Source organism: Microbacterium oleivorans NBRC 103075 (assembly GCF_001552475.1).
Classification (GTDB): domain Bacteria; phylum Actinomycetota; class Actinomycetes; order Actinomycetales; family Microbacteriaceae; genus Microbacterium; species Microbacterium oleivorans.
In genome coordinates, this window is the sequence record NZ_BCRG01000004.1 from 239,546 (window position 1) to 264,188 (window position 24,643).

The 24,643-nt window shown below is 69.8% G+C and carries 18 protein-coding genes and 1 pseudogene; 9 read left to right on the forward strand and 10 right to left on the reverse strand.

Annotation, left to right across the window (positions count from 1 at the left end; genetic code table 11):
* The first annotated feature begins 28 nt into the window (after positions 1-28).
* On the forward strand, positions 29-3,907 hold the full coding sequence (locus tag MO1_RS06915) for a Pls/PosA family non-ribosomal peptide synthetase (RefSeq protein WP_060915608.1): 3,879 nt from the start codon (positions 29-31) through the stop codon (positions 3,905-3,907).
* Entirely contained in the window at positions 3,904-5,283 is a 1,380-nt protein-coding gene (locus MO1_RS06920) for a M1 family metallopeptidase (RefSeq protein WP_082724383.1), read from the forward strand. Before MO1_RS06915 ends, MO1_RS06920 begins: the two co-directional genes overlap by 4 nt.
* Here MO1_RS06920 and MO1_RS06925 read toward each other — a convergent pair.
* Positions 5,258-5,797 (reverse strand): 4'-phosphopantetheinyl transferase family protein, encoded by a 540-nt coding sequence (locus tag MO1_RS06925; RefSeq protein WP_060915609.1) that lies wholly within the window; start codon positions 5,795-5,797, stop codon positions 5,258-5,260. The two genes, MO1_RS06920 and MO1_RS06925, sit on opposite strands and share 26 nt — an antisense overlap.
* A gap of 85 nt (positions 5,798-5,882) precedes the next feature.
* On the opposite strand from MO1_RS06925, the gene MO1_RS06930 reads away from it, so the two are divergent.
* Positions 5,883-7,694: a glycoside hydrolase family 15 protein gene (locus MO1_RS06930; protein ID WP_060915610.1), complete on the forward strand. Its 1,812-nt coding sequence runs from the start codon at positions 5,883-5,885 to the stop codon at positions 7,692-7,694.
* A 40-nt stretch (positions 7,695-7,734) separates the two neighbouring features.
* Positions 7,735-8,631, forward strand: a complete 897-nt coding sequence (locus MO1_RS06935; protein WP_036313448.1) for an SDR family oxidoreductase — start codon at positions 7,735-7,737, stop codon at positions 8,629-8,631.
* Positions 8,632-8,690: 59 nt separating this feature from the next.
* On the opposite strand, the gene MO1_RS06940 is transcribed toward MO1_RS06935, so the two are convergent.
* Genes MO1_RS06940 through MO1_RS06950 form a run of 3 tightly spaced genes read right to left on the reverse strand, consistent with a single transcriptional unit; the run spans position 8,691 to position 11,828 of the window.
* The gene (locus MO1_RS06940) at positions 8,691-10,220 is read right to left on the reverse strand and encodes a tripartite tricarboxylate transporter permease (protein ID WP_060915611.1); all 1,530 of its coding nucleotides are present in this window, start codon (positions 10,218-10,220) and stop codon (positions 8,691-8,693) included.
* 1 nt (position 10,221) lies between these two features.
* Positions 10,222-10,815 carry a tripartite tricarboxylate transporter TctB family protein gene (locus MO1_RS06945; protein WP_036313456.1) on the reverse strand — a complete coding sequence of 198 codons (594 nt, stop codon included), beginning with the start codon at positions 10,813-10,815 and terminating at the stop codon, positions 10,222-10,224.
* Complete coding sequence (locus MO1_RS06950) at positions 10,812-11,828, reverse strand: tripartite tricarboxylate transporter substrate binding protein (protein ID WP_060915628.1); 1,017 nt, start codon at positions 11,826-11,828, stop codon at positions 10,812-10,814. Before MO1_RS06950 ends, MO1_RS06945 begins: the two co-directional genes overlap by 4 nt.
* 136 nt (positions 11,829-11,964) lie before the next feature.
* Between MO1_RS06950 and MO1_RS06955 the strand changes: the two genes are divergently transcribed.
* Both MO1_RS06955 and MO1_RS06960 read left to right on the forward strand, forming a co-directional pair.
* Positions 11,965-13,227 (forward strand): ATP-binding protein, encoded by a 1,263-nt coding sequence (locus MO1_RS06955; RefSeq protein WP_255209237.1) that lies wholly within the window; start codon positions 11,965-11,967, stop codon positions 13,225-13,227.
* The gene (locus MO1_RS06960) at positions 13,224-13,937 is read left to right on the forward strand and encodes a response regulator (RefSeq protein WP_060915612.1); all 714 of its coding nucleotides are present in this window, start codon (positions 13,224-13,226) and stop codon (positions 13,935-13,937) included. Before MO1_RS06955 ends, MO1_RS06960 begins: the two co-directional genes overlap by 4 nt.
* Before the next feature lie 65 nt (positions 13,938-14,002).
* On the opposite strand, the gene MO1_RS06965 is transcribed toward MO1_RS06960, so the two are convergent.
* From MO1_RS06965 to MO1_RS06990, 6 genes are all read right to left on the reverse strand, one after another.
* Positions 14,003-16,246: an exo-beta-d-1,3/1,6-glucosidase gene (locus MO1_RS06965; protein WP_060915613.1), complete on the reverse strand. Its 2,244-nt coding sequence runs from the start codon at positions 16,244-16,246 to the stop codon at positions 14,003-14,005.
* Complete coding sequence (locus tag MO1_RS06970) at positions 16,243-17,256, reverse strand: ABC transporter permease (RefSeq protein WP_060915614.1); 1,014 nt, start codon at positions 17,254-17,256, stop codon at positions 16,243-16,245. Before MO1_RS06970 ends, MO1_RS06965 begins: the two co-directional genes overlap by 4 nt.
* Before the next feature lies 1 nt (position 17,257).
* Positions 17,258-18,343 (reverse strand): ABC transporter permease, encoded by a 1,086-nt coding sequence (locus MO1_RS06975; RefSeq protein WP_036313473.1) that lies wholly within the window; start codon positions 18,341-18,343, stop codon positions 17,258-17,260.
* On the reverse strand, positions 18,340-19,149 hold the full coding sequence (locus MO1_RS06980) for an ABC transporter ATP-binding protein (RefSeq protein ID WP_036313475.1): 810 nt from the start codon (positions 19,147-19,149) through the stop codon (positions 18,340-18,342). Before MO1_RS06980 ends, MO1_RS06975 begins: the two co-directional genes overlap by 4 nt.
* Complete coding sequence (locus tag MO1_RS06985) at positions 19,146-19,970, reverse strand: ABC transporter ATP-binding protein (RefSeq protein ID WP_036313477.1); 825 nt, start codon at positions 19,968-19,970, stop codon at positions 19,146-19,148. The genes MO1_RS06980 and MO1_RS06985 overlap by 4 nt, the downstream gene beginning before the upstream one ends.
* A gap of 86 nt (positions 19,971-20,056) precedes the next feature.
* On the reverse strand, positions 20,057-21,718 hold the full coding sequence (locus MO1_RS06990; RefSeq protein ID WP_060915615.1) for an ABC transporter substrate-binding protein: 1,662 nt from the start codon (positions 21,716-21,718) through the stop codon (positions 20,057-20,059).
* Positions 21,719-21,897: 179 nt separating this feature from the next.
* On the opposite strand from MO1_RS06990, the gene MO1_RS06995 reads away from it, so the two are divergent.
* From MO1_RS06995 to MO1_RS07005, 3 genes and pseudogenes are all read left to right on the forward strand, one after another.
* A complete protein-coding gene (locus MO1_RS06995; RefSeq protein ID WP_036313481.1) occupies positions 21,898-22,539 on the forward strand; it encodes a TetR/AcrR family transcriptional regulator in 642 nt (213 codons plus the stop codon).
* Between the two features lie 92 nt (positions 22,540-22,631).
* Positions 22,632-23,047, forward strand: a pseudogene (locus MO1_RS07000) (YciI family protein).
* 4 nt (positions 23,048-23,051) lie between these two features.
* A complete protein-coding gene (locus MO1_RS07005) occupies positions 23,052-24,302 on the forward strand; it encodes an RNA polymerase sigma factor (protein ID WP_036313487.1) in 1,251 nt (416 codons plus the stop codon).
* The last annotated feature ends 341 nt before the right edge of the window (positions 24,303-24,643 follow it).

The following is a 24,643-nucleotide window of genomic DNA, read 5'->3' on the forward strand; positions in this document are numbered from 1 at the left end:
CACCGGCCCCCACCCGAACGGCGACGCTGTGCACGATGTTTTCGACCGATCGAGCGAGGCTCCTGAGCCCCGCACACTGATCGACATCCTCCGGGTGACCGCGGCGCGGCATCCCGAGTCGTCCGCCCTCGAGGACGCCGCCGGTGCGCTCAGCTACGCCGAGGTCCTCGCCGAGGTCGTCCGTCGCGCGTCGCGCTTGCGTGCCGCCGGAGTCCGTCGCGGCGATCGCGTCGGAGTGCGGATGCCGTCGGGATCGCGCGAGCTGTACCTGTCGATCCTCGCGGTGCTCGCCGCGGGCGCCGCGTACGTCCCCGTCGACGCGGACGACCCGCAGGAGCGCGCCGACCTCGTGTTTGGCGAAGCCCGGGTCCGGGGCGTCATCGGCCTCGACGGACGCTTCGTCGCCTCGGACGGTGACCCGGTCGGGGAACCCGGCGCGGAGGAGCCGCCGCGGCCCGAGGACGACGCGTGGATCATCTTCACCTCGGGCTCGACGGGAGTGCCCAAGGGCGTCGCGGTGAGCCACCGCTCGGCGGCCGCGTTCGTCGACGCCGAGGCGCGCCTGTTCCTGCACCACGCCCCGCTCGGACCGGGCGACCGGGTGCTCGCCGGGCTGTCGGTCGCCTTCGACGCCTCGTGTGAGGAGATGTGGCTCGCGTGGCGCCACGGCGCCTGCCTCGTTCCCGCGCCGCGCGCGCTCGTCCGCTCGGGGGAGGACCTCGGGCCGTGGCTGGTGGGGCACGGCATCACGGTCGTCTCGACCGTGCCCACGCTCGCGGCGCTCTGGCCGCAGGACACGGTCGAGAACGTTCGCCTCCTGATCTTCGGCGGCGAGGCGTGCCCGCCCGAGCTGGTCGCGCGGCTCGTCGGCGAGGGACGCGAACTCTGGAACACTTACGGACCCACCGAAGCGACCGTCGTCGCGTGCGCGGCGCTCCTCGGCGGTGAGGGGCCGGTCCGCATCGGGCTGCCCCTCGACGGCTGGTCGCTGGCGGTCGTCGATGCCGACGGCATGCCGGTGGCTCCCGGTGAGGTCGGCGAGCTCATCATCGGCGGGGTCGGGCTCGCGCGCTACCTCGACCCGGCCAAGGATGCCGAGAAGTACGCCGCCATGCCCACCCTCGGCTGGGAGCGGGCGTACCGCTCCGGCGACATGGTGCGGGCGGACCCCGAGGGCCTCGTCTTCCAGGGGCGCGTCGACGATCAGGTGAAGATCGGCGGGAGGCGCATCGAGCTCGGCGAGGTCGAGGCGGCCCTGCAGGACCTCGACCTCATCGCCGGCGCCGCCGTGGTCGTGCAGAAGACCGACTCGGGGGCGGCCGTCCTCGTCGGCTACGTCGTGCCGCGCGACGGGTTCGACCGGGTCGCCGCGCGTGCCCAGCTCGCCGAGGCGTTGCCGGCACCCCTCATCCCGCTCCTCGCCGAGGTGCCCGACCTGCCGGTCCGCACCTCGGGCAAGGTCGACAAAGCCGCACTGCCGTGGCCCATCGAGGACACCGGCGCAGGCGACTCGCACCTGTCCGGCACGGCGGCCTGGCTCGCCGAGCAGTGGTTCGCCGTCCTCGGTGCGCGCCCGGGCGACGAGGATGCCGACTTCTTCCAGCTCGGCGGCGGATCGCTCGCCGCCGCGCAGCTCGTGTCGCGGATCCGCTCGCGCGCACCCGAATTCACGATGGCCGACGTGTACGACCGGCCGAAGCTCCGGCGCATGGCCGACGCCGTCGACGACGCCTCCGATGACGGGGCGGATGCCGGTGGTCACAGCTCCGCCCGGCCCACCCCGCGTCGCATGCAGCTGTTGCAGACGCTTCTCGGCTTCCCCCTGTTCGTGTTGAGCGGGGCGCGCTGGATCACCTGGTTGCTGACCGCTAGCGTCGTGCTGCAGCTCGGCCCGGGGTTCGACTTCCTCCCCGAGACCTCGCCGGTCGCCGTCATCCTCCTGCTCCTCGTGTTCGCGACCCCGTTCGGGCGGATGGCGATCTCGGCCGCCGCCGCGCGGCTGCTGCTCGCCGGGGTCCGAGCGGGGGACTACCCGCGCGGCGGCGGCGTGCACCTGCGGCTGTGGCTCGCGGAGCAGATCGCGCACCAGATCGATCCGGTCGGCCTCGCGGGGGCACCCTGGGTCGTCTACTACGCCCGCGCGCTGGGCGCGAAGATCGGCACGAACGTCGACCTCCACACCCTGCCGCCGGTGACCGGCATGCTCCACATCGGTGCCGGCGCCGCGATCGAACCCGAGGTCGACCTGGCCGGGCACTGGATCGACGGCGACACGGTCCGCATCGGATCGATCCGCATCGGCGCCGGCGCCACGGTCGGCGCCCGCAGCACGCTCGCGCCGGGCACGAAGATCGGGCGCGGCGCCGAGGTCGCCCCCGGCTCGGCCGTGTTCGGCCGGGTCCGCGCCGGCCAGCGATGGGCCGGCTCGCCGGCCGCGCGCATCGGCGGCACGTCGACGCCGTTCGCCCCCTCCCCGCCTCCGCCCGGGCGCCGGTGGCTCTGGGCGTACGGCGTGTCCTCGGCGTTCCTGGGCGCTCTCCCGTTCCTCGCGTTCGCCGCGGGTGGCGCCGTCGTCACGGCGGGCGCCCGCGAGGCCGACACGATCGCTGAAGCCGTGCCGCCGCTGCTGGCGATGCTCGTGCCCGGCGTCCTCACGGCGGGCGTGCTGTTCGCCGGCGCCGTCGTGCTCGTCGTGCGGCTCCTCTCGCTCGGGATGACCCCCGGCGTCCACCCCGTCCGCAGTCGCGTCGCTTGGCAGGCGTGGACCACCGAGCGCATCCTCGACTCGGCGCGGGTTCTCCTCTTCCCGCTCTACTCGAGCCTCTTCACACCCGTCTGGCTCCGGATGCTGGGCGCCAAGGTCGGGCGGGAGGTCGAGGCATCCACTGTTCTCCTCATCCCCGCGATGACGACGATCGACGACGGAGCCTTCCTCGCCGACGACACGATGGTCGGCACCTACGAGCTGAACCGGGGGTGGATGCGGCTGGGTCCGGCCCGCATCGGCAAGCGCGCGTTCCTCGGGAACTCGGGGCTCGCGGCGGGAGGCCACCGGGTGCCGAAGGACGGTCTCATCGCCGTCCTGTCCGTCGCGCCCGAGAAGGCGAAGGCCGGCTCGTCGTGGCTGGGGTCACCGGCCGTGCGCCTGCGTCGCGTGGTCAACGAGTCGGACCTCGAACGAACGTATCGACCGCACCCGCGACTGCGTGTCGCCCGGACGCTCTGGGAGCTCCTCCGCTTCGTGCCCGTCGTCGTCACGTGTGCGCTCGGCCTCGCGGTGCTGCTCGTGTTCGCAGCCATCGTCGAGGCAGCGGGCCTCGGCATCGCGCTGGCAGCGTCGGGGGCCGTGCTCCTCGCGGCAGGTGCGGTCGCGGCGGGCATCACCACCGTGGCGAAGTGGGTGCTGGTCGGGCCGATCCGCCCGGGGGAGCACCCCCTCTGGTCGAGTTTCGTGTGGCGGACCGAGGTCGCCGACACCTTCACCGAGATGGTCGCCGCGCCCTGGTTCGCCTCGCCGGCGTCGGGGACCCCGGCGCTCGCCGTGTGGCTCCGGACCCTCGGGACGAAGATCGGCCGCGGCGTCTGGACCGACAGCTACTGGTTCCCAGAACCCGACCTCGTCACCCTCGGCGACGGCGCGACGGTCGGCCGCGGATGTGTGGTTCAGACGCATCTGTTCCATGATCGTGTGATGAGCATCGACACCGTGACCCTCGAACCGGGGGCGACCCTCGGGCCGCACTCGGTGGTCCTGCCCGCGGCCACGATCGCCGCGGACGCGACGGTGGGCCCGGCATCCCTCGTCATGCGCGGCGAGACCGTGCCCGCCGGAAGCCGCTGGAGCGGCAACCCCATCGGACCGTGGCGTGCGGTCAAGGTCCGCGCGTACCAGGACGCGGAAGGATGATCGTCGACCCGTACACACCGGTCAGCGGCGACAGCTCCTATGCCGCGGTGCACTACGACCTCGATCTCGATTACAAGCTCGCCGGCAATCGTCTGACGGCGACGGCGACCATCGACATCCGTGCGCGCGAGGAGATCCGCTCCGCCGCGTTCGACCTCGTCGGACTGCGCGTCAGCCGCGTGAAGGTGGCGGGCGATACGCGCGCGTCGTTCCGGCAGACGGATCGCAAGGTGCGCGTGACGTTCTCGACCCCGCTGGCAGCGGGCGACACGGCACGCATCGCGATCACCTACGCGGGAGCACCGCAGCCGCGTCGGACCCGCTGGGGTCTCCTCGGCTGGGAGGAGCTCGAGGACGGCCTCATCGTGGCCTCGCAGCCGACCGGAGCGCCCACCTGGTTCCCCTGCAACGACCTGCCGTGCGAGAAGTCGACGTACGCGCTCCGGGTCGCGACAGACCCCGGGTACGCAGTGGTCACGGGTGCGACCGGCACCCGCGCGCGAGCCGGGCGGCGCGACGCCTGGTCGTTCACGATCGACACCCCGACGCCCTCGTATCTCCTGACGCTCCAGATCGGGCCCTATCGAGAGACCGCGGTCGACCTCGCCGGGGTCCCCGGCCGGCTCTTCCACCCTGCGGGCCTCGAGAACCGCGCCGCCGCGGACTTCGCCCTGCTCGGCGACATGATGAGCGCGTTCGCGGAGTCGTTCGGTCCCTACCCCTTCCCGCAGTACACGATCGTCGTCACGCAGGACGACCTCGAGATCCCGCTCGAGGCGCAGGGCATGGGCATCTTCGGGTCGAACCACATCGACGGCGCCGGGTCGCTCGAACGTCTCGTCGCCCACGAGCTCGCCCACCAGTGGTTCGGCAACAGCGTCGGGGTCGAGGGCTGGCAGCACATCTGGCTCAACGAGGGCTTCGCCTGTTACGCCGAGTGGGTCTGGGCGGAGGCGTCGGGCAAGGCGACCGCCCACGGGCTCGCCCTCGCCCACCACGCCCGGCTCGCAGCGCTCCCGCAGGACCTCCGCGTGTCCGACCCGGGTCCCGACCTCATGTTCGACGACCGCGTCTACACCCGTGGCGCACTGGCGCTCCACGCGCTGCGGCTGACCGTGGGCGACGACCCGTTCTTCGCGCTCCTGCGCGAATGGACGACCCGGCACCGGTTCGGGGTCGTCACGACAGCAGACTTCACCGCGCTCGCCGAGGAGCAGACGGGCGCCGCTCTCGGCTCGCTGTTCGCGGCGTGGCTCGACGACACTGCTCTGCCGGACCTCCCGAAGGGCGGAAAGCGGGGGGCGCGTCCCGCATCCATCACCGAGCGGGTCGGGCTGATCGACGCCGTGTTCAGGCGGGATCGATCGCGAGGCTGACGACGTAACCCGCCGGCCCCGTCACGCGGTGGACGGCGATCGTGCGGTCGTGACCCGGAACCCGCGCACGCCCGTCCGCGACGACGACGGTGGCAGGGTCGACCCGGAGGCCGCGACCGTCGGCCTTGAGCGCCGCCTCGATGGCGGTCCACCCGCCCGCGTCGGGCGGGGGTGACGGCGCGAAGAGGGCGTCGAGGCCGGGGAGAGCACCGGCATCCCTCTCCACATCGATTCCGATCGCCCGTGCGTGAGCCGCCGCGGCGACGACCACCCCGGGAGCGTACGCGACGCTGATCGCGGCGTCGTCGCTCCGGAGCGGGCCATGGTCGACGCCCCCGCACACCTCGCATCGCTGGCGGATGCCGGTGTCCGCCACCCCGAGCAGGCTCAGCGCCTCGCGGAGCAGGTGCCGGCCGGTGACGCGCGCCTCGGCAGTGCGACCGCTGCCGGCCGTCTCCGGCACGGTCCGCCAGCCGACGATGACGCCGTCGGGGTGGGAGAGGCGGACGAGCACGGGGCCAGGCTACCCGGGTGTCACACATCGTCGGCAGGGTGTCAACCGGCATCCCCTTCGTCCGCATCGGGGTGACACTCGAGCGATGCCTCCCCTCGACGACTCCGCACCCGGTCAGGACCTGCGCAGCTACGCGCCGATCGGCGACGGGCGGACGGTCGCCCTCATCGGGTTGCGCGGCCAGATCGACTGGATGCCGCTCCCCGGCATCGACGATCTGCCGATCTTCGGGCGGCTGCTCGACGACGACGCGGGCGGGTGCATCGAGATGGAGCCCGTCGAGGGGTACGAGGTGCGCCGCCGGTATCTGCCGCGCACGAACGTGCTCGTCACGACCTTCACGACCGCGTCGGGGAAGGCGACGGTCACCGACGCGCTCGTCACGGGCGTCGCGGGGCGATTGCCGTGGGCGGAACTCGCGCGCCGCGTCGACGGTGTCGAGGGCGAGGTCGCCTTCCGGTGGCGGGTGCAGCCGGGCACGTCGCTGAAGACCGCGGCGCCGTGGCACGACCGGGCGAACGGTCGCAGCATCCTGCGCTCAGGACTGACGACGATCGGTGTTACCGGCCGCGACCACGGTCCGGAGCCGGCAGCGTCGGCCGACGGGATCGCGACAGGACTCGCGGGCGGTTTCACGACGGGCGCGGGGACTCGGCACCTGCTGATCGTCGTCGGCACGCACGACGAGCCGATCCACTTCCCCGATCCCGACAACGTCGACCGCGGCATCGACCGCACGATCGAGGCCTGGCGCGCGTGGTCGCGGGAGTTCTCGTACGAGGGCCCCTGGGCGACGGACGTGCAGCGGAGCGCGCTGATGCTGAAGCTCCTGATCCACAGCCCCACCGGCGCTATCGCGGCCGCCGCGACGACGTCGCTGCCCGAGAACCTCGCCGGTGGCAAGAACTGGGACTATCGACTCGCCTGGGTGCGCGACCTGGCCTACACCGTCGACGCGCTCATCGGCTTCGGTCTGCGTGAAGAGACCCACGCCGCCATCTCATGGCTGCTGCGGACGATCCGCCGTCACGGTCCGGAGCTCCACGTCATGTACACCCTCGACGGGGAGCTCGACGGGCACGTCACGGAGTACGACGTGCCCGGCTGGCGGGGCATCGGTCCGGTCGTGACCGGCAACCCCGCGCGCGAGCAGGTGCAGCTCGGCGTGTACGGCGATCTGTTCGCCATCTGCCGCGCCTACGTCGAGGCGGGCAACGCTCTCGACGTCGAGACCGGACGGATGCTGTCGATGTATGCCGACCAGGTGTGCGACGCGTGGCGGAACCCCGATTCGGGCATGTGGGAGCTCCCCGAGGAGCGGCACTACGTGTCGTCGAAGATGGGATGCTGGCAGGCCCTCAACGACGCCGTCACCCTCGCGGAGCTGGAGCAGATCCCCGGCAGCAGCGAGCGCTGGGCGGCCGAGGCGACACTCGTCCGCGAGTGGGTCGATGAGCATGGCTGGTCGGAGTCCCGCGGCGCGTACGTCATGGCGCAGGGCAGCCGCGACCTCGACGCATCCGTTCTGCTGCACTCGCTGAGCGGGTTCGACCGCGGAGAGCGGATGTCGCGCACGATCGATGCGCTCACGGGAGAACTCGGCGAAGGGCCGCACCTGTACCGCTACACCGGCATGCGCGACGAGGAGGCGACGTTCGTGGCGTGCAGCTTCTGGCGGGCAGCCGCGCTCGTCTGCGTCGGACGTCACGACGAGGGCATCGCCGCGATGGACGAGCTGGTGAAGACCGGCAACGACGTCGGGATGTTCGCCGAGATGATCGACCCCGACGACGGGGCGTTCCTCGGCAACCTCCCGCAAGCGCTCAGCCACCTAGCGCTGATCCGCGCCGCCCTGACGATCCGGGAGCTCGTGGGCGACGACGCCACCGGCTCCTGACCAACCCCAGGAAAACCACCACCAAAAGAAGGAGAGCACGATGTCACGCGACCAGTACACGTTCACGAACCCGGTGGAGCTCTACTCCGAGATCGAGCCCCAGAAGGGCCACCAGCAGGAGCCCGGCCTCGACGCCGACCTCACGCCGAAGGCCGACCTGGGCGAAGACACCTACCGCGGCACCGGCCGCCTGACCGGCCGCAAAGCCCTCATCACGGGCGGCGACTCGGGCATCGGTGCGGCCACAGCGATCGCCTTCGCCCGCGAGGGCGCTGACGTCGCGCTGTCGTACCTGCCGGAAGAGGAGGAGGACGCGCAGCGCATCGCCGGCATCCTCCGCGAGGCCGGCGCGACCGTCCTCACCTTCCCCGGCGACCTGAAGCAGAAGGACTACTGCGTCGAGCTGGTCTCGAAGACCGTCGACGCGCTCGGTGGACTCGACATCGTCGTCAACAACGGCGGAAAGCAGATCTACAACGAGGATCTGACGACGCTCGACGACCAGCAGTTCGACGACACGTTCACGACGAACGTCGACGCGATGTTCTGGATCACGAAGGCCGCCCTGCCGCACCTGCCCGCGGGAGCGACGATCATCAACACGACGTCGGTCCAGGCGTACTCGCCGTCGGAGACTCTCGTCGACTACGCCTCGACGAAGGCGACGATCAATGCGTTCACGAAGGCGGTGGCCCAGCAGCTGGCCCCCAAGGGGATCCGCGTCAACGCCGTGGCGCCCGGACCCATCTGGACGCCGCTCCAGGTCACCGACGGTCAACCGCCCGAGAAGCTCGAGTCGTTCGGGGAGGAGACCCCGCTCGGACGCATGGGTCAGCCCGCAGAGCTCGCCCCGGCCTACGTATTCCTCGCGTCGGCCGAATCGAGCTACGTGATCGGCGAGACGCTCAACGTCAACGGTGGGATGCCGACTCCCTGACACCCGCATGACGAAGGCCCCGACGCATCGCGCGTCGGGGCCTTCGTCGTTCACAGCGGTCAGGCGTCGACGAGCTCCTTCGCCGCGGCCTTCTCGCGCTTGCGGGCGACGACCTTGCCGCGGATCGAGAACATCAGAACCGCAGCGAGCAGCGCGTAGAGCGTGATCGCGATCGGGCCCTGCACGAGCACCGAGAAGTCGCCGTTCGCGCTCATCGCGGCATCCCGGAGGCTCGTCTCGGCGAGGGGGCCGAGGACCATCCCGATGATGAGGGGCGCGAGCGGAAAGTCGAGCGCGCGCATGAGGAAGCCGAGCAGACCGATGGCGAGGAGCATGACGAGGTCGAACGTCGACCCCGACGTGGCGTAGATGCCGAGGGCGCAGAAGACCGTGATTCCGGCGTACAGGTACGGCCGGGGAATCAGCAGGAGCTTCGCCCACACCATCGCGAACGGCAGGTTCAGGACGAGGAGCACGACCATCGCGATGAAGAAGCTCGCAAGCAGCGACCAGACGAGGTCGGGAGCCCGGTCGAACAGCAACGGCCCGGGCTGGAGACCGTACTGTCGGAAGGCCGCGAGCATGATCGCCGCCGTCGCCGAGATCGGCAGGCCCAGCGCGAGCAGTGCCCCCATCGCCATGCCGGTGGTCGCGTTGCCCGCCGCCTCCGGGGCGGCGAGGCCTCGGATGGCGCCCTTGCCGAACATCGGGTTCTTGCGCCGCTTGTCGAGGCGCTTCTCGAGGCCGTACGCGAGGAAGGTCGGGATCTCCGAACCTCCCGCGGGGACGACGCCGAACGGCAGGCCGATGGCGGTTCCTCGGAGCCAGGCGGGAGCAGCTTCTTTGAGTTCGCGCCTGCTCAGCCACGGGCGACCGGTCGGCCTGATGAGCGCCTTGTCCTTCATGTGCCGCTCGAGGCAGGCCACGTAGATCACTTCGCCGAGCGCGAGGATAGCGACGGTGACGGTGACGAGCGAGATGCCGTCGAAAAGGTTAGGGGAGTCCATCGTGAACCGGGGAGCACCCGAGACGCCGTCGATGCCGACGACAGCGATGCCGAGACCGATGAGAAGCGATGTCAGGCCCTTGATAGCGCTGTCGGCGACCACCGAGGAGGTCGCCGCGAACGCGAAGACCGCAAGGGCGAAGAACTCGGCGGGGCCGAAGCGACTCGAGAAGTCCGCGAGGGCCGGAGCGACGAACACCACGACGACCGAGGCGATCATGCCGCCGATGAACGCGCCGATGGCGGCAGTCGCGAGGGCCTGGGCGGCTCGACCGTTCAGCGCCATCTTGTGTCCCTCGAACGTCGAGGCGATGGCGGATGCCTGCCCCGGCGTGTTCATCAGGATGCCCATCGTCGAGTCCCCGAAGAGCCCGCCGAAGTAGACGCCGGCGAACATGATGAACGCCGCGGTCGGGTCGAGCGAGAACGTGATGGGAAGCAGCAGCGCGACGGCCATGGACGACCCGAGGCCGGGGAGGACGCCGACCGCGGTGCCCAGGAGGCATCCGATCAGGACCCACAACAGGTTCGCGGGCGTGAGGGCGCCGGCGAAGCCTTCGCCGAGAAGTGTCAGCACGTCCATGTCAGAACCCTCCGAAGAGACCGGACGGGAGGGGCATCCCGAGGGCCATGTCGAAACCGATGTAGGCGAGCGAGCTCAGCGTGAGACCCACGATGAGGCTGTGGATCGGGCGCGTGGCGCCGAAGGCCTTCGCGACGCACCAGAACAGCAGTCCCGCCGCGATGATCCAGCCGAGGAACTCGAGGAGGAAGGCGAACGCGAGGAACGGGAGCACGACCCACGCGAATGAGCGGAGGTCGACGCGGACGGGTCGTGCGGGCTCCTCGCCCGCCGCTTCGGCCCGTTCGGCCTCGATCTCGGCGGTCAGCGCGTCGGGGGTCGCGCGGATCTCTCGGATCGCCCCGACGACGAGCGTCACGGCGAGGACGTACAGACCTGCCGCGATGATGCCCGGGAAGAACTGCGGTCCGGGGAAGTCGGTACCTTCGGGAACGCGCATCGTGATGATGCCGACGACGAGGTAGGTCGCGAAAGCGATGAGGATCACCGGCATCGTGAGGCCCTTGAGAAGCGCAGCGGCGCCGGGACCGGAGACCAGGCGCAGGCGCTGGCCGACGACGGCGGATGCCGACGTGGGATTGGCGGGGAAGGTCACAGGCCCATCTCCTCGTAGAGTGCGCGGATGCGGGTCTCCTCGTCCTTCAGGAAGGCGTCGAGCTCATCACCCGTGATGATCCGTTCGTTCCAGTGGTAGCGCTCCATCGCGTCGGCCCACTCGGGTGTCTTGACACTCTCGAGGACGAGCTCGGTGAGAGCCTCGCGCTCGCTGTCCTCGATGCCGGACGGTGCCGAGAGGGAGCGCCAGTTGGTCAGTGACACGTCGTACCCCTGCTCGATCGCGGTGGGGATGTCGATGCCCTCGATCGGTTCGTTGGCGACGAGGGCGAGGGCGCGCAGGCGTCCCGCCTCGATCTGGTCGATGTTGTCGGGGTACCCGCCCGACGCGGCCTTCGCCGTGCCGTTGAGGAGCGCCTGGATCGCTTCGCCACCGCCGTCGGAAGAGATGTACGTCGTGTCGACGGGGTCGATGCCGGCGGAGAGTGCCAGGTCGGTGACGACGAGCTGGTCGAAGGATCCGCCGCCGGTCCAGGGGAGGGCCTTGGGGTCCTTCTTCCACCCCTCCACGAGGTCGTCGAGGGTCTTATAGGGGGAGTCGGCGGGCACGACGATGACGTCGTACTCCTCGACGATGACCGCCAGGGGCGTGACGTCGTCGAGGGTCGCGGCCGAGTTGAACTGGATCGTAGCGGCGAGAAGGCCCGTGCCGCCGACGAGCATGTTGTTCGGTTGGCCCTCGAGCACCGAGACGTTGCCGAGGGCGATCGTGCCGCCGGCGCCCGGCATGTTCACGACCTGCACGTTGTTGACGAGACCGTTCGCCTTCTGCGCCTGTTGCAGTTCGCGCGCGACGCCGTCCCAGCCGCCGCCCGCCGCAGCGGGGGCGACGATCGTCATCGAGGCGTTGATGTCGTTTCCGGTGCTCGCCGAGGCGATCGATCCGGCGGCGGCCGTGCCGATGGCGGCAGCGGCGATCACACCACCGACGACGCGCCCGATCACGGTGCGGTGCCGACTGCGCGGCGCCTGAGGGGGATCTGTCTGGGTCATCATTGCTCCATTCGCGCGGACATCGTCGTCTCCGCGAGATCGAATTAGGATGACAGCGCGCGGTGCGTCGGCGGCATCCTTCGTCAGTTGTTCTCTTTGACGCTCACGCGTCGCGCATCGACGGGAGTGGTGAACGATGGCGTCTCCGCGGCGGCCACGCGTGGCCCGGCTGGTGCTGCTCGTCCTGCCCTCCGTTGTGACGCTCGCGGCGCTGTCGGTGACGGTCGCCGTCGCGATGGCCGTGCAGGAGCGGACGATCCGCGAGTCGACGGCCGAGCGGGTGATGGGCGTGGCGCGAAGCCTCGCCGATCTCGCCGATGTGCGCGCGACGCTGGCGACGGTGACGGATGCCGGCAGCATCGACGACCTCGCCGACGCGGGCGACCTCGCCGCAGCGACGGCGCAGCTGCAGCCGATCGCCGAGCTCGTGGCGGAGTCCGCGGGGGTCTACTACGTCGTGATCACCGACGATGAGGGCGTCCGCATCACGCATCCGCTCGCGACGGAGCGCGGTGTGCAGGTCGAGACGACGAACTCCTCCGTGCTGCTGGGCGAGACGTTCCTCGGCACCGAGCGTGGGGCGTCCGGGCCGTCGCTGCGAGCCAAGGTACCGGTGCGAACGAGCGACGGGACCGTGGTGGGCATGGTCGCCGTGGGCGTACTCGAGTCGAGCATCGCGGCGGACCGCGATGCGGCGCTCGCAGCGCTCCTGCCGTGGGGGATCGGCGCGCTCGTGGTCGCGTCGCTCGCGAGTTCCGCGTTGACGGCGTCGGTCGAGCGGCGGTTCCGACGAGCGGATGCCGCCTTGGCCGAGAACGCGCAGATGCGACGGACGACGGCAGCGCTCCGGGAGCAGGCGCACGAGTTCGGCACGCGACTGCACGTGATCCACGGCCTCGTGTCGCACGGCGACACCTCGGCGGCGCTCGGGTACATCGAGGAGGTGACGCCCGTCCGTACCTCGGAAAGCGGCCGCGACGGATCGCCGATCGCGGCGGCGACCATGCACGCCGTGCGCGCAGAACTGCTCGATCTGGGTGCTCAGGCGGAGTTCGACTTCACCCTCGACGGCGACCTCGACGATGGTGCCGTGTCGGTCGTCACGAACCTGTGCCGCAACTCCGGTGAGGCGGGCGCGACGAGGGTGCGGTGCGTCCTCCGCGAGGCCGACGGGAGCATCCTCGGAACCGTGGACGACAACGGTCCCGGGATCGACCCGAAGGTTGCCGGTCGCATCTTCGGGCAGGGCTTCTCGACGAAGGACGATCCGACCGGGTTCGGCCGCGGCTACGGGCTCGACACCGTGCGGCGGACGGTGGCGTCGCGGGGCGGCACGATCGAAGTGGGCGCATCGGCCCTCGGCGGGGCGCGATTCGCGTTCGAGATGGAGCGGATGTGAGCGAGCGAGCGATCCGGGTGCTGGTGGTCGACGACGACCAGGGCGCGCGCGCCCTGCACTGCCGGTTCGTCGATGCGGTGTCCGGGTTCACGGTCGCCGGGGCGGCGGGGACAGGCCGCGACGCGCTCTCGCAGAGCGCGTCGGGTGTCGACCTCGTGCTCCTCGACATGCGCCTGCCCGACATCAGCGGCGTCGAAGTTCTGCACCGCCTCCGGACCTTCGGCGATGCGGGCCCCGACGTGCTCGTCATCAGCTCGTCGCAGGATCAGACGACGGTGCGCCAAGCGCTCGCCGCCCGGGTGGTCGGCTACCTCGTGAAGCCGTTCACCGAGGCGGCGCTCCGCGAACGGTTGGAACGGTATCGCGAGGAACGACGAGCGCGAACGGATGCCGGGCGTGAGCGCCCGCTTGCGCAGAGCGAGATCGATCGCCTGCTGGCGACCGGCGGCATCCGCACCGTGTCCTCGTCGTCGAGTGGGCCGCGCTCCCTCCCGAAGGGGCTGGCCCTGCCGACGTTGGAGCGGGTCGTCACGTCGCTGGACCCCGCGACGGGCCGCTCGATCGTCGAGGTCGCAGAGGCGTGCGAGATGTCCCGCGCGACCGTCCACCGCTACCTGACGCACCTCGCCGACACCGGCGCGATCGTCGTATCGCACCGGTACGGCAAGCGCGGCCGGCCCGAGGTCCTGTACCGGCTCGCACCGGGGTGAGGCGGGGGTCGCAACAGCGAGGGGCGGGTGACACCACGACACCCGCCCTTCGCTGTTCCGTCGCGTCAGCGGATCTCGAAGGAGACCGCCCGCAGCACCTCGTTGCGAGACGACGGCCCGGTGAGGAGCTCGAACTCCCCGGGTTCCACGATGCGGCGGCCGGCCGCATCCACGATCGTGCACTCCGACGCAGGCAGTTCGATCTCGACCGTGGCGCTGTCACCCGCGGCGATGTCGACGCGACGGAACGTCTTCAGCTCCTTGTCGGCCCAGCTCACCGAGGTCACCGTGTCGCGGACGTAGATCTGCACGACCTCGTGCGCCGGGCGCTCGCCGGTGTTGCGGAGCGTCAGACGCGCCCGCACGGTGTCGTCGGCAGAGACGACGGGAGTGAGGATCTCGGGGTCGCCGTACTCGACGCTCGTGTAGGAGAGCCCGTCGCCGAAGGCGAACGCCGGGTCCTGCGTCAGGTCGGCGTAGCGGTCGCCGTGCTGCCCGCGGATCTGGTTGTAATACGTCGGCTGCTGGCCGGCATGCCGGGCGAACGAGATCGGCAGGCGCCCGGCGGGTTCGATCTCGCCGAGCAGCAGCTCGGCGATCGCGCGGCCGCCCTGCATGCCGGGGTTCGCGACCCAGATGACGGATGCCTCTCGCACCGACTCCGGCAGGATGAGCGGCTTCGACGCCATCAGCACGACGACGAGCGGCGTGCCCGTCGTGGCGAGGGCATCGAGGAGCGCGCGCTGTCCACCGATGAGGTCGAGCGTCGCTGTCGAGCGCCCCTCGCCGACGAGCTCGATGCGATCGCCGACCACGGCGACGACCACGTCCGAGCGTTCCGCGAGGGTGACCGCCTCGGCGATCTCCGCCGCGTCGGGCTCTCGCGGCACCACGACCGGCGGCCGGGGCTGCCCGTCGGGGAAGACGCCGGCCGGGTCGTCCGTGAGCGTCAGGATGTCGGCGCCCCGCGCGTATTCGACGGTGGCGCCCTCGGGGCTGAGGCTTCGCAGGCCGTCGAGCACGGTCGTGATCTGAGTGCGCGGGTGGCCGTCCGGCATCCAGTCGACCTGTCCGGACGACCCCGCCCAGTCGCCGAGCTGGGTCTGTGCGTCGTCCGCAAGGGGACCGACGACGGCGATCCGCCGCGTGCCGGTGGTCAGCGGCAGGGTGCCGTCGTTGCGAAGGAGCACGAGCGAGCGGCGTGCGATCTCGAGGTTGAGGTCGGTGTGGGCGCCCCGCGCGACGACGGTCGCGATGCGCTCCCGGTCGGGGAGGCGCGGGTTCTCGAAGAGCCCGAAACGGAACTTCAGTGCCAGGATCCGCGAGACGGCCTGATCGATGTCGGCCTCGGCCAACATCCCGCGTTCGACCGCTTCGAGGGCGCCGGCGAAGAAGCCGGGCGTCGTCATGACCATGTCGTTGCCCGCTTTCACGGCGGCCGCGGCAGCGTGGGCGTAGTCGGGCTGGACCTTCTGCTCCCACACCATGCGCCCGATGTTGTCCCAGTCGGTGATAAGGGTGCCGGTGTAGCCCCACTCGCCGCGGAGGACGTCGCTGAGCAGCCAGTCGTTCACCGTGATCGGCACGCCGTCGGTGGTCTGGTAGCCGAGCATGAAGGTGCGGCATCCCTCCCGCGCGACGCGTTCGAACGGCGGTAGGAACCAGGAGCGGAGCTTGCGGCGCGAGATGTCCGCCTCGCTCGCGTCGCGTCCACCCTGCGTCTCGGAGTACCCCGCGAAGTGCTTCGCGGTCGCGAGGATCGCATCGGGGTCGTCGAGGCCGTCGCCCTGGTAACCGCGGACCATCGCCGAGGCGAGCTCGCCGATGAGGAACGGGTCCTCGCCGAACGTCTCGCCGACGCGCCCCCAGCGGAGGTCGCGTGCGATGCAGAGGACGGGGGAGAAGGTCCAGTGGATGCCGGTGGCCGCCACCTCGGCCGCCGTCGCCTTCGCGACGCGCTCGACGAGGTCCGGGTCCCACGACGCCGCCATGCCGAGCTGCGTCGGGAAGATCGTCGCGCCCTCCCAGAACGAGTGCCCGTGGATGCAGTCCTCCGCGACGAGGAGCGGAATCCGCAGCCGGGTCTGCGCGGTGAGCTCGGCGGCGCGGAGCACCTTCTCGGGGGACGTGTGCAGGATCGAGCCGGCGTGGCGCTCGTTCACGATGTGCTCGAGGTCCTCCCGGGCGTCGAACTGCATCATCTGCCCGATCTTCTCGGCCAGCGTCATCCGTCCGAGGAGATCGGCGACGCGTTCGTCGACGGCTAGCGAGGCGTCCAGGTAGGCGTCGGAGATCTCGACACTCGTCATCCGCGGGCCTCCCGGCGTGTGGTGGGCATCTCGACGCTCCGGACGACGGTGACGGCGTCGTTGACGTTGAGGCCCTTCTTCTTCATGGCACGGGCGCGCTCGCCCGCGGAACGCAGTCGCGGGTTGACGTACTCGTCGATGCCGAAGTTGATGAGCGACAGGGCGACACCGATGGCCGCGATGCAGAGCCCCGGGGGCAGGTACCACCACCACTGGTTCTGACGGAACGCGCCCTGCGCGCTCGCCCAGTTGAGGATCGTGCCCCAGTTGTACGTGTTCACCGGGATGACGCCGATGTAGGACAGCGTCGTGAGGCCGAGGATGGCGGCGGTCACCGTGCCGACGAAGCTCGCCGCGATGAGCGCCATGAGGTTCGGGAGCATCTCGACCGTGATGATGCGGCGGAGCGGCTCGCCGTTGGCGCGCGCGGCCTGGATGAAGTCGCGGTTGCGCAGCGACATCGTCTGCGCGCGGAGGACGCGTGCGCCCCAGGCCCACCCGGTGATGCCGAGGACTGCGGCGATGAGGATGAGCGGCGGCTGCTCGAACATCGAGGCGACGATGATGATGAGCGGCAGACCCGGGATGACGAGGAAGACGTTCGTCAGCGCCGAGAGGCCCTCGCTCTTCCAGCCTCGGACGTAGCCCGACACGACGCCCACGACGATCGCGATGACGGTCGCGATGATCGCGGCGAGGAAGCCGACGACGATGACGCCGCGGGTGCCGTGGATCACCTGGCTCAGGACGTCCTCACCGATGTGGGTCGTCCCGAGCCAGTGCGCGGCGGAGGGAGGTTGGAACCGTGCGGTGTTGTCGACCTGTGTCGGCGAGAACGGCGCGAGCATATCGGCGAAGATCGCGATGAGGACGAAGAAGCCGAGGATCACGAGGCCCGTGATCGACTTCGCGTTCCGGAACATCGCGAACGCCGAGCCGAGGCGTGCCCGGAACGTGTTCGGAGTCGGGTCCTCGGTGCGGGCCATCCGGATGGTGGCGGTGGTGGTCATCTCAGGCCTCCGTCTGGCGAGTGCGCGGGTCGAGGAATGCGTAGGCGATGTCGGCGAGGATGTTCGCGACCAGCACCGAGAGCGTGATCACGAGGAAGACGCCCTGCATGAGTGCGTAGTCCTTGCCGTTGGTGGCATCCAGCAGCAGTTTTCCGACGCCGGGGTAGCTGAAGACCATCTCCATGACGATCGTGCCGCCGACGATGAAGCCGATCGACAGCGCGAAGCTCTGGATCTGCGGCAGGACGGCGTTGCGGGCGGCATAGCGCCAGAGCACGCGGGAGTTCGGCAGGCCCTTGGCCTGCGCGACCGTGATGTAGTCCTCGTCGAGGACGGTGAGCATCATGTTGCGCATGCCGAGCATCCAGCCGCCGAGCGAGGCGATGATGATCGTCACGGCGGGGAGCGTGCCGTGGTGGATGACCTGTCCGATGAACTCCGGGCTGAACTCGGGCGAGTACCCCACGCCGTACGCCTTGCCGATCGGGAACCATTTGAGGTTGACCGAGAACAGCGCGATGGCGAGAAGGCCCAGCCAGAAGTACGGGATGGTGCTGAGGAAGGTCGTGATCGGGATCATGATCTCGGAGCGGCTGCCGCGGCGCCAGCCGATGACGGCGCCGCCGATCGTGCCGATGAGGAACGAGATGATCGTGGCGAACCCGACGAGGCCGACCGTCCAGGGGAGGGCCTGGCTGATGACCTCGGTGACGGGGCGGAGGCCGTGGAGGAGCGAGACGCCGAGATCGCCGCGGAGCATCAGACCCCAGTAATCGAGATACTGCTGCCACATCGACTTGTCGGTGTCGATGCCGAGCAGTGCGCGGAGCGCGTCAGCGGCTTCCGGAGTCACGTTGCGGTTGCGGGCCAGGTACTGGTCGACCGCATCGCCCTTCATGAACCGGGGCAGGAAGAAGTTGATCGTGATCGCGGCCCACAGTGTGAAGAGGTAGAACAGCGCGCGGCTGCCGAGGAAGCGCCACGGCACACGCGAGCGGCCCTTCACGGTCGTGGTTGCGGTCGTGCCGACTTCGAGCGCGTCGGGAGCCGACGTCTCGACAGGCAGCTGGGGTTCGACGGCGGTCATCGTGCACCTCCGGGAAGGCCGGGAGCCGACGCGAAGTGGCTCTCGGGGTCGGGGGACGCAGCGCGGAGCTCCTGCGTGTACGGGTCCTGCGGGCGGAGGATCACGTCGTCGGCGGTACCCCGCTCGACGACCCTGCCCTGGTTGAGCACGAGGATCTCGTCGCTGAAGTGCCGCGCGGTCGCGAGGTCGTGGGTGATGTACAGCACCCCGAGTCCCTCTTCGCGCTGCAGGTCGGCGAGGAGGTTCAGGACGCCCATGCGGATCGAGACGTCGAGCATCGACACCGGCTCGTCGGCGACGAGAAGGCGGGGGCGGGATGCCAGGGCTCGGGCGATCGCGACGCGTTGCCGCTGCCCGCCCGAGAGCTCGTGCGGGCGGCGGTCGATGACCGTGTCGGGATCGAGGCGCACGCGCTCGAGCAGTCGGCGCACCTCGTCCTCGACCTCCTTCTTCGGGACCACGTCGTCGAGGCGCAGGGGGCGCTCGACGTGGTGACGGATGGAGTGGTACGGGTTCAGCGATGCGAACGGGTCCTGGAACACCATCCGGAGCTGCTGGCGGTAGTCGCGCAGACCCTTGCCGCGGCGGGGAATGGGCCGGCCGTCGAGGCGGATCTCGCCGCTCGTGGGTACTTCGAGCTGCGTGAGGATCTTGGCGATCGTCGACTTGCCGCTGCCGGACTGGCCGACGAGGCCGATCGTCTGACCGGACGTCAGGGTGAACGACACGTCGTCGAGGGCCTTCATCTGGCCGGCTCCGCGGACGTGGTACACCTTCGTGACGCCGTCGAATTCGAGTGTGGTCATCGGACGACGACCCCCCTTTCTCCGGTGAGTCGCGGGAACGAGGACAGCAGGGTGCGCGTGTACTCGTGCTGCGGGGCGGTCCAGATGCGCTCGGCGGTGTCGATCTCGACGATCTCGCCCTCGCGCATGATGGCGATGCGGTCGCTGATCTCGAGGAGCAGCGGCAGGTCGTGGGTGATGAAGATGACCGAGAAGCCGAACTCATGGCGCAGCTGCGAGATCTGCTTGAGGATCTCTCGCTGCACGAGGACGTCGAGCGCCGTGGTCGGCTCGTCCATCACCATCAGCTGGGGGCGGAGCGCGAGCGCCATCGCGATCATGACGCGCTGGCGCATGCCGCCGGAGAGTTCGTGGGGGTAGGAGCGGCTACGGGCGGCGCCGACCTTGACGATCTCGAGCAGCTCGTCGACGGCCTCCCGTCGTGCAGCCCGGTTCATGTCGGGGCGGTGCACCTCGAAGACGTCGGCGAGCTGCGAGCCGATCGTCGCGACCGGGTTGAGAGCGTTCATCGCGCCCTGGAAGACCATGGAGATCTTGTCCCAGCGGAAGCGGCGCATCTCTTCGGCGTCGAGCGAGTTGATGTCGATGTCCTCGCCGGAGACGTCGCGGAAGGTGACGGAACCGCTGGAGATGACGGCGGGCGCCTTCAACAGGCGCTGCACACCGTAGGCGAGGGTGGTCTTGCCGCATCCGCTCTCGCCGGCGAGGCCGAGGATCTCGCCGCGGCGGAGTTCGAGGCTGACGTTCTTGACGGCTTCGACCGGAGGGTCGACGTCGTAGACGACGGAGAAGTCGTCGACGGACAGTAACGAATCGCGCATCAGTGCGTGCTCGCTTTCATGGAGGTGAGCAGGGGTGGGGGACGGATGCCGCGGGGCTGCGCGGCATCCGTCCCCTCTCGGTCGGATTACTCTTTGGGCTTCAGCTTCGTCAGAATCTGAACGACGCCGGCCTGCGTCGGGTCACCCGCGGCGTACTGGTCGTCCTCCGACGGCCAGCCGACGTAGTTGCGTGTGTTGAACTCGCCCAGCAGCGGGTGTGCGCCGAGCGGGATGGCGGGGACGTTCTCGGCGAACGCCTTCTGCAGCACGGCGCTGGCACCCTGGCGCTCCTCGTCGGAGCTCGCGTTCGCGTAGGTGTTCAGTGCCTCCGTGACCTCGGGCTCATCGAAACGACCGAAGTTGAAGGAGGCCTTGTCGTCGACGATCCACTTGGGGTCCATGGTCGACGTGTACAGGCCGTACGCGTTGCCGGTGTCCTCGAGCCAGTGGATGATCGCGTCGAAGTCGCCCTCCTGCTTGCCGGCATCCCAGCCGCCGAAGTCGGGCTGGTCGACCGTGACCTTGATGCCGAGAGCCTTCTCGAGCTCCTCGGACAGAAGGGCCTGCTCGGTGTTCCAGTCGCTCCAGCCGGCGGGAACGGAGACCGAGAACTCGACGGCCTCACCGTCGGGGTCGGTCAGGGTGCCGCTCTTCCAGGTGTACCCGGCCTCGGTCAGAACGTCCTTCGCCTTGTCGACATCGACGGAGTAGTTGTCGTCCTTGAACTCGTCGATGATCTCGTCCTGGAGGAGCGGGCCGAGACCCGTTCGGCTCCAGATCGGCTCGCTCGCACCTTCGCGGGCGATGTCGACGTAGGCCTGGCGGTCGATCGTCCAGGCGAGTGCCTCGCGGAGTGCGGGGTCGTCGAAGGGCTTCTTCTGGAGGTTCATGAAGAGCGTGCCGGCACCCGGGGTGGGCGAGACGAGGAACTTGTTGTTCTCGTCCGCGGCGAGGTAGCTCTCCTTGATCTGCGGGATGAAGGCCTGAGCCCAGTCGGCGTCACCCGAGACGAGCGCCGTCGTGAGGGCGGCGTTGTCACCGTAGGAGACGTAGTTGAGCTGCGGCACGGCCAGGTCGCCGCCCCAGTAGTCGGGGTTGGCCTTGAGCGAGACGGACTCGGTCGACCAGTTCGACATGACGTACGGGCCGGTGCCGACGAGCTTGCCCTCGTCGGTGAGCGGGTCGGTGTTCGGGTCCTCGATGTCCTTCCAGATGTGCTCGGGCACGATCGGGGTGTGAAGGACGCGGCCCTGAGCGGTGAACTTCGAGCTCGAGAACGTCAGCACGACGGCGTCGCCGTCGGCCTTGACGTCGGTGACCCCGAGAGCGCCGGTGTCGGTGAGCTTGCCGCTGAGGTACTGGTTGAAGGTGAAGACGACGTCGTCTGCCGTGAAGTCTTCACCGTCGCTCCATTTGACGCCGCTGCGGGGGATGACGGTGAGCTGCGTGTAGTCGTCGTTCCAGTCGACCTTCTCGGCGAGCCAAGGGGTGGTGCCGAGGTCACCGGTCGGGTTGACGAGGGCGAGGGGCTCGAAGATGACCTTGGCGTAGCCGTAGCGCGAGCCGGCAGAGTCCCCGAGGTAGGGGTTGTGGGATTCCGTGGTGATCGCGCCGTCGGGCTTCGCGATCGTGAGGGCAGCCCCGGAGCCGTTGCTCCCGGAGTTGTCGGTTCCTCCGCCGGCGGCGCAGCCGGTGAGGATGAGTGCCGCGGTGAGACCGGCGGCGGCGAGGGAGGTCTTCAGCCTCATTGCTTCTCCTTCATGTGTGGTCCCGGCGCCGCGAAAAGACCTCCGAAGGGGTGCCACTCGGCGCTGAGTGTGATTGCATGGAAAACTTACAATCAAGTAAGTAAGTTCACAACCTCCAATGATGCGGGACTGCGCGATCTGCGTAATATCTGATCTGCATCTGGGGAAGAAGGCAGATCATGGTCGATAGCCGACACCAGACGAAGTCGCGTCCTGCGACCCTCGTCCGTCGTCGCGAGATTCTCGACGCGGCGCAGGAGATCTTCGGGTCGAAGGGTTTCGCGAACGGGACACTGCAGGACATCGCCGAGCAGGTGGGTATGACGCACGCCGGCATCCTGCATCACTTCGGGTCGAAGGATCAGTTGCTCCTCGAGGTGCTCGAGCACCGGGATCAGACCGACGTCGTCGATCTCGACGGCGGGCGCATCCCGGGCGGCATGGAGCTGTTCCGCCACCTCGTGCGCACGGCGATCGTGAACATGCAGCGAGCGGGGATCGTGCAGGCGTACGCCGTGCTCTCGGCGGAGTCGGTCACCGACGATCACCCGGGGCGGACCTACTTCGAGCGGCGATACACCGTGCTCCGGAAGGACCTGCGGGAAGCGTTCGAGCGCGTCTGTGCAGAGCGGGGGATCACCGAGTCCGGCTCGATCGCCCACGGCTCGGCGGCGATCCTCGCGGTGATGGACGGGTTGCAGGTGCAGTGGCTGCTCGATCCGACCGCGGTAGATCTCGGCCGGGCATCCGAATTCGCGATCGAGGCGATCGTCGCGGCGGTCGTCGAGCCGCGCGGGTCGGTCCTGGCGGAGCCCGTCTGAAGACTTTTCGGGGTGATGTCGATTCTGCTCGCGCCCGTACGACGCGATAGTGAGTGGGACGAGAATCGTCCCCCAGAACTCAGGAGACACCCATGAAGCACATGCTGATCATGCGGGCTAGCAGACCGCGGCCGACGCCTACGCCGAGACGGACTTCGAGGCCGTCATCAACGCGATGGGCGCGTACAACGAGTCGATGATCAACGCCGGCGTGCTGGTCGCGGGCGATGGTCTCGCCCCCGAGCCCGGGTATGTCGTCGACTTCGACGGCGAGGCCCCGGTCGTCAGCGATGGTCCCTACGGCGAGATCCACGAACTGTTCAACGGGTTCTGGATCGTGCAGACGGCGACCGCCGAGGAGGCGCTCGAGTGGGCGAAGCGCGCGCCGTTGACGCGAGGCAGCAAGCTCGAAGTGCGGTGGGTGACCGACGAGAGCGACTTCGCGGACTTCGCCGACAACGAGTACATCGAGAAGGAGAAGGGCTGGCGCGCCGATCAGGCCCAATGACCCGATGGGTGATGTCCGGCGCGAGATCGAGGCCGTCTGGCGGATCGAGGGTGTGCGGATCGTGGCATCCCTCGCGAAGGTCACCGGCGACCTCGGTCTCGCTGAGGATGTGGCCCAGGAAGCGCTCGTCGAGGCGTTGTCCGCCTGGCCGCGCGACGGCGTGCCGATCACGCCCGGTGCGTGGCTGACGGCCGTCGCGAAACGCCGCGTGATCGATGCCTGGCGTCGGCGGAGTGCGCTCGACGACCGGTACGCCGGCATCGCGCGCGATCTGCCGGAGTCGATCGATGCCGAGTGGGAACCGATCGATGACGACGTGCTCCGGCTCGTGTTCACCGCGTGCCACCCCGCGTTGTCGCGTGAGTCGCAGATCGCGCTGACGCTACGAGTGGTGGCGGGCCTCACGACCGAGGAGATCGCACGGATGCTGCTGGCCACCGTGCCGGCCGTTCAGGCGCGCATCACCCGGGCGAAGAAGACGCTGGCGGCTGCCGGCATCCCGTTCGAGACGCCGGACCCGGCGGAGTGGAAGGGTCGGCTGGGGGCGGTGCTGAGCGTCGTCTACATGGTGTTCACCGAGGGCTATGCGGCGACGGCAGGGGAGCGGTGGGTGCGACCGGACCTCGCGGACGAGGCGATCCGGCTCGGGCGGGTAGTGGCCGGCCTGCTGCCGCGGGAGCCGGAGGCCCTGGCCCTTGTCGCCTTGATGGACTTCCAGCGCGCGCGGTTCGCGGCGCGTGAGACGGCGGCGGGTGCGCCCGTGCTGCTCGGTGACCAGGATCGCTCGCGCTGGGACCACGGTCAGATCGCACGCGCGTCGGAGGCGTTGCGTCGAGCGGATGCCGCGGCCACCGCGCGCGGCGTGGGGCGGGGCGCATACGCGTTGCAGGCGGCGATCGCGGAGTGTCATGCGGTCGCGCCGAGCCTGGAAGAGACCGACTGGGAGCGGATCGTCGTGCTGTACGAGGTGCTCGGTCGCGTGGCGCCGAGCCCGATGGTCGAGCTGAATCGGGCTGCTGCGGTGTCGATGGCGGTGGGTCCGGCGGAGGCGCTGGTGATCGTTGATGACCTGGAGCGGTCGGGGGCGCTGAGCGGATCGCATGTCATCCCGAGCGTGCGGGGCGAGTTGCTTGCGCGCCTGGGGCGCCAGGAGGAGGCGCGGTCTGAGCTGCGGAGGGCGGCGGAGTTGACCGCGAACAAGGTGCAGCGGGGCGTGCTGCGCGCGAAGGCTGCGGCGCTCGGAAGCGCGGGGTAGGTGGGTGTCGGTCCCTCCGCTCTCGGCGCGTTCGGGGCGCTCGGATCACGTGTGGTTTTCCGCGCTCTGCTGTGGACCGGGCCAGGCCAGGTCGTACCGTGTCAGGTCATGTCGTGCCGGTGCCGTGTCCGGTCATGCCGGGCCGTGCCGGGGCAGGTCGCGCCCTGCCGGCTCATCCCGTGCCGTGTCGTGCCGTGTCGTGCCGGGCCGGCCGATCCTGTCACGCGCCGTCCCGTGCTCCGGCAGGGCGTGCCGCCGCCGTGCGGACGCACAGTCCTTCCTAGAACGGTGCGGATTCTCCGGCAACCGGTGGTGCGGCAGGTGTGAAGGCGACGGCCGGG